Raw genomic sequence first — 6,027 nt, 5'->3', positions numbered from 1 at the left:
CTATTCCGATATCCACTACTTCAGCCGGATATTCCGCCGTCATGAAGGAATATCTCCGCGAGAATATCGGAAATTGTCCAAAATTTTATAAAAAATGAGCTCTATCTAATGAAAGCCGAATACCTACAGTGGTGTTCGGCTTTTAACTTTTCTTCATGTTTGGACAAACTAAAAAACACTTCTTTGCTTTGTCCATTGAGTACAGCTCGTGTATCTATTACGATAATGTATATCGATAATGATTATCATTATCTTATAATATCTATTGGGGGAGAATTAACATGTATCAAGGAACAAAATCAGCCGCACTTTTGGCTACATTCGCACTAATGGGAACCCTATTGCTAGCCTGTGGCAGCAATTCAGCAAATTCGGGCAATACAGCGAGTCCCGCTGCTGAAGCAACAAAAGCACCTGCAGCAACGGAACAAGCAGCCGATACCACCCGCTCCTTCACCGATTGGTCGAAGCATGAGGTAGAAGTGCCTGTTACTCCGCAGCGTGTTATCTTTCATGGTGAAACTACAGGTGATTTACTTGCGCTAGGCGTTAAGCCGATCGGCGTCATACAGGATATGATTAAAGGGACGGTATTTGAGCAGCAGCTCACTGGTGTCGAGGACGTAGGTTTTCCGCTAAGCGTCGAGAAATCATTAACACTGCAGCCTGATCTTATTATTTTCTCGAATTCGGACGAACAGCAGTATGAGGTTATTTCAAAGGTTGCTCCAACGGTAACATTCAACTCCTTCGCCACGCTGGAGGACAGAATGCGTACGCTAGGGGATTTGTTAAATAAGAAGCAAGAAGCTGAGGATTGGCTTGCAGAGCACGCGGTCAAAACAGCAGATATGTGGAAACAAATTCACGATAGCGGTATTAAAGAAAGTGAAACAGCAGCCGTATTTACAATGTATCCTGGCAACCGCCTCTTTATTATGGCTGGTACTGGGCTACCGCAATTCTTATACGAGAAAGGCGGTTTAAAGCCAACACCAATCATCCAGGATCTTATTGATAAAGAACAAGGTTTTGCAGAAATATCTTCTGAGCTGCTGCCAGAGTATGCGGCTGACCGCATCTTCATTCTGAATCCAGTCGCTCCTGAGGCGCAGCAATCAACGAACGAGCTTATGAAAAGCGATTTATGGCTCAAGCTCCCTGCCGTGAAAAATGGACAAGTGTACAATTTTGATTTGCTCAAAGCTTCCAGCGACGCACTTTCTAGAGAATGGTTGTTAGAAGAGCTGCCAAAAGCACTTATTAAAAAATAAATGCTGCTTAACGTCTGTTGAAATAGAAGAAGCTCTTCAACTACGGTTGATAAGCTTCTTCTATTTGTTTATAATGAAATTAATTGATAACGATTCTCAATACTGAAATGAGGCTACAGCCATGTCTAACTTAACGCATCAGACTTTACCTCTGCGCTCCTTAAGCTTCCATTTTGTAGATATGAAGCTGTACAGCCATACAGAGGGCGAAGTATTAGCGGAGAAAGTGACTTCCTGCTATACGATGCTTATATCCAAGAGCGGCAGAGGCAGACTGTTTATGGGTAATGAAAGTTCCCTTTTCTCGTCATACAGTTCTTTCCTTCTATCCCCGAACACCGCATATCAATTTGAAAATATAGGCGACGGCAAATTGGAATATTACCTCATCTCTTTCCACATCCTTCATTTGCTAAGCCAAGGTCCTGTGCTTTATACGGAGCAGCTATTTCCGAACCGTCAAGAGCTGCGCGTTTATCCGCTCGCACAATGGATGGATTTGCTGAGCCAGCTTTATACCGGAACTACGGACTGCGATAACATTGAAGCGCATCGTCAGCAAACGCATTTTCAGAAGCTTATCGGATTTGTTCTTGAACATAACCTGCAATTCGACTCGATGAGCAGCTCCACGCAAACGGTTGAACAAACCATTCAATATATGCAAAATCATTTTCAGAACCGAATAACGGTCAAGCAGCTCGTCGATATGGCCAACGTACCTGCTTGGCAGTTCACTTCAATATTCAAGGAGCTGACTGGCAAGAAACCACTTGATTATTTGAATGAGCTTCGTATCAGTCGGTCCAAGGATTGGCTGATCCATACCGACAATACTTTGCGCGATATCGCAGATCGTGTCGGCTTTACCGATGAGTATTATTTCAGCCGCCGCTTCCGTCTTATAACCGGCTTTTCTCCAAGGCAATATGCCCTATCGATGCGCCAAAATATACTCGTTAAGGATTGGGACGGTCACGAGGTTAGCATTCCCGCTCAGCCCAATCGCATCTTTTATTGTGGTGAAAGTATTGGAGATATGAATACGCTTGGCATTCAGCTAGTAGGAAGCCATATGATCAGCAAAGGCGAGCCTTTTCATTCGGAACAGGCTTCTGCACTAGCGCCTGACTTAATAATATTCGACCATTCTGATGAAAGCTTGTACGCACAAATGTCAGAGCTTGCCCCTACGCTTACCTATAATTCACGCGGGTCACTTGATGAGAGACTGCTCATGCTTGGAGAGTGGCTGGGCAAAAAAAAAGAAGCCCAGCAATGGCTTCTTCATTATAATAGCAGTACGTTATTGATGTGGCAGCAGCTTCAGGCGCGCATTCGGCCTAACGAAACAGCTTCTGTCTTTATCTATCATCGGGGAGAACGTTTATTTGTCATGGGCAATATCGGTTTATCCTCTATACTGTACCATCCAGACGGTTTCCGGCCTACAGGGAAAGTTCAAGACATTCTGAAATCTGGCAGACCCTATAAGGAAATCACAGAAAAAACGATCCAACAATATGCAGGCGACCGCGTATTCATGATGCTGCCCGAAAATGAGGAGTCCAAAGCAGCCATGGAGAAATTAGTGAACAGCCCAATCTGGAGAAACCTTCCTGCTGTCAAAAATGGCTTCAGTTACGTGCTCGACGAACGCGACTGGAATCAGGAGGATGCTTCAGCAAGGGATAAGCTGCTATTGCTTCTCCCCGAGCTGCTGAACCAAACCTCATAATTCCCCCTTATGCGCCGAATTGAGCCTGGTGAAGCCTGCTGTAAGCACCACGCGCGTCGAGCAATTCATCATGATTGCCTTGCTCGGCAATCCCTTGCTCAGCTACAACTACGATGCGGTCAGCATTTTTGATCGTGGCAAGACGATGAGCGATAACAAGCGTCGTTCTGCCGCGGGACAGCTCAGCAAGCGCTAGCTGAATCGCCGCTTCCGTCTCGGTATCCAGCGCGGATGTCGCCTCATCCAAAATAAGGATCGGCGGGTTCTTCAGAAACATTCGTGCAATGGAGAGCCTCTGCTTCTGTCCTCCCGACAGCTTAACCCCTCTCTCGCCGATCATTGTATTCAATCCCTCAGGCTGCGACAAGATGAGCTCCTCCAGCTGCGCCTGACGAGCGGCTTGCATAATTTCTACCTCCGACGCTCCGAGTTTGCCGTAAGCAATATTTTCTCGAATCGATCCATCAAAGAGGAACACATCCTGCTGCACAATCCCAATGTTGGAGCGCAGTGATTCAAGCGTCATATCCCGCAAATCAATGTTGTCGATCGTAATCGAGCCTTCTTCGACATCGTAGAAACGCGGAAGCAAGCTGCATAACGTTGTTTTCCCCGCTCCCGATGGACCTACTAGAGCTACCGTCTCTCCTGCGCGGATCGATAGGCTGAGACCTTGCAGCACCTTGTCTTTATTCTCATAACCAAACGTCACTTTGTTAAACCGAATATCACCCTTGAGATGGCTTACCACTTGTGCATTCGGCGCATCGGCAATATCAGGTTCCGTTTCAAGTAGTTCCAAATAACGTTTGAATCCTGCTATTCCTTTTGGATACGTCTCAATGACAGAATTAATCTGTTTAATCGGACCTAAAAATACGTTCGAGAGCATAACAAATGCGATAAACTCACCATAGCTCATATCGCCTTGAATAACGAACCAAGTTCCGCATACGAGTACAAACAAAGAAATGAGCTTCATTAGAATAAAGCTGATTGACGAGTTCCATGCCATTACGCGATATGCAATGAGCTTCGTCAAACGGAAACGACCGTTATTTTCAGCAAAACGTGCCATTTCATGCTTTTCGTTCGCAAACGCTTGAACGACACGAATGCCGCTCACGTTATTTTCAACGCGTGCATTGTAGTCAGCGATATCAGAAAACATCCGATTAAAGGCTGCTGACATTTTACGGCTGAAATACAGCGACAAATAAATCATCAGCGGAATAATAATAAAGGTCATTAACGCAAGCTGATAGTTAATGCTCAGCATAATACCGAACGCACCAGTCAGCGTCATTAAAGCAATAAACAAATCCTCCGGCCCATGATGGGCGATCTCTCCAATATCCATCAAGTCATTTGTCATCCGGGATACCAGATGTCCTGTCTTGTTATTGTCGAAGAAACGGAAGCTCAGCTTCTGTACACGATCAAACAGCTGCTTGCGCATATCGGACTCGATGTTGATTCCGAGCTTATGTCCCCAATAGGTAACGACATAATGCAGTGCAGAGCTGAACACATAAATGACTAATAGTCCGATACAAGCATACAAAATCCATTTCCAGTTGCCGCTCGGCAAAAGATCATCCACAACCCGGTTAACGGCAAGTGGAAAAGCAAGCTCAAGCAATGCAGCCAAAATGGCACATGAAAAATCTAAAATAAACAGCTTCTTGTAGGGCTTGTAATAAGCAAAAAAACGACGCAGCATATCCAGCTTCCTTCCTAATCTATTTTATGACACATTCAATGATAACCATTATCATTTGTGGCTAATCTATCGTAGAACAAAAGGGCAAGGGGAGGCAATGGACAAATGTGATCATTTTTTTGTACAAAATGAAGCAACATCATCCGGACAGATGTCATGATTTTGTAGATGTCATGTCCTTTTCTCACCATTTCATGCCTAATACAGCTGTGCTAAAGTAGAATCACTACAATGAAAAGAGGGATATTGAAATGACAAGAACGATCCGAATCGGAATTATAGGAAGCGGCGGTATTGCAAGAGCCCATGCTTCAGCTTATAAAAAAATGCCTCTTCACGTGGAAATCGTGGCGGTGGCAGACAGCATAGCAGGAAAAGCACAAGCTTTTATTGATCAAGAGGAACTCGTAAAAGCCGTTGCTTTTGATGATCATAAGAAACTATTAGAGCTTGACCTAGACGGCGTCAGCATTTGCACACCAAACTTTGCACATTCTGAAACTTCAATAAACGCTTTGAATGCAGGCAAGCACGTGCTCGTAGAGAAGCCGATGTCTGTCACACTCCAGCAGTCCATCGATATGGTCGAAGCCGCTGAACGCAGTGGGAAAATATTGACGGTAGGCTTCCAGCCGAGATATGATCCCAATATGTCGTTGATTCAAGAAATTGTTCAATCGGGAAAACTTGGTAACGTTTACTTTGTTGAAACAGGCGGCGGCAGACGGCGCGGTATGCCTGGCGGCACTTTTATTTCCAAAGAGCTTGCAGGTGCTGGCGCAATGGCTGATATCGGCTGCTATTCGCTTGATATGGCGCTTAATGCGCTCGGCTATCCTAAGCCGCTTACTGTATCGGCTTATACATCAAATCATTTTGGAACAAACCCGAAATACCATCGTGAAGCGGCCAACTTTGAAGTTGAGGATTTTGGCGTAGCGATGATCCGTCTTGAGGGCGACATCGTTCTCAATTACAAAATCAGCTGGGCTATGCACATGGATTCATTAGGTGCGACAATGTTCCTTGGAACTGACGGCGGTCTTAAAGTCACTCCAGCAGGCACAGGCCCTTGGAGCGGTGTTTGGGATGGTAGCGTAGGCAGCATGACGCTTTATCACGATGTCGTTGATCAGCATATCCATTCGACTATTCCTGTCATCCAACATGGGCTAAACTTGTTTGATGAGAAAGTAAGAGACTTTGTTGCAGCAATCGCAGAAAATCGTCCAGCTCCTTTTCCTGGAGCAGAAATTTTGTACAACCAAGCGATTATCGACGGTGTGCTCCTT

5 protein-coding genes are annotated in these 6,027 nt (G+C 45.1%); 4 read left to right on the top strand and 1 reads right to left on the bottom strand.

Going from position 1 to position 6,027, the window contains the following annotated elements; all coding sequences use genetic code 11:
- The 3 genes from AC1DSE_RS28495 to AC1DSE_RS28485 form a co-directional block, all read left to right on the top strand.
- Positions 1–91 (top strand): AraC family transcriptional regulator (locus AC1DSE_RS28495; RefSeq protein WP_477528572.1); only part of this gene is annotated, 91 nt, incomplete at its 5' end.
- A gap of 190 nt (positions 92–281) precedes the next feature.
- Entirely contained in the window at positions 282–1,274 is a 993-nt protein-coding gene (locus tag AC1DSE_RS28490) for an ABC transporter substrate-binding protein (protein ID WP_477511069.1), read from the top strand.
- A 121-nt stretch (positions 1,275–1,395) separates the two neighbouring features.
- Positions 1,396–3,012: an ABC transporter substrate-binding protein gene (locus AC1DSE_RS28485; protein ID WP_477511070.1), complete on the top strand. Its 1,617-nt coding sequence runs from the start codon at positions 1,396–1,398 to the stop codon at positions 3,010–3,012.
- A gap of 7 nt (positions 3,013–3,019) precedes the next feature.
- Here the strand turns inward: AC1DSE_RS28485 and AC1DSE_RS28480 are convergent, their stop codons facing one another.
- A complete protein-coding gene (locus tag AC1DSE_RS28480) occupies positions 3,020–4,735 on the bottom strand; it encodes an ABC transporter ATP-binding protein (RefSeq protein ID WP_477511071.1) in 1,716 nt (571 codons plus the stop codon).
- Between the two features lie 251 nt (positions 4,736–4,986).
- On the opposite strand from AC1DSE_RS28480, the gene AC1DSE_RS28475 reads away from it, so the two are divergent.
- Positions 4,987–6,027, top strand: a 1,041-nt coding sequence (locus tag AC1DSE_RS28475; RefSeq protein WP_477528571.1) for a Gfo/Idh/MocA family protein, incomplete at its 3' end; no start/stop codon positions are given.

This window comes from Paenibacillus sp. 01L418 (assembly GCF_056400045.1).
Note: the sequence above shows the minus strand (reverse complement) of the source record. Positions and strands in the feature narration are given on the sequence as shown.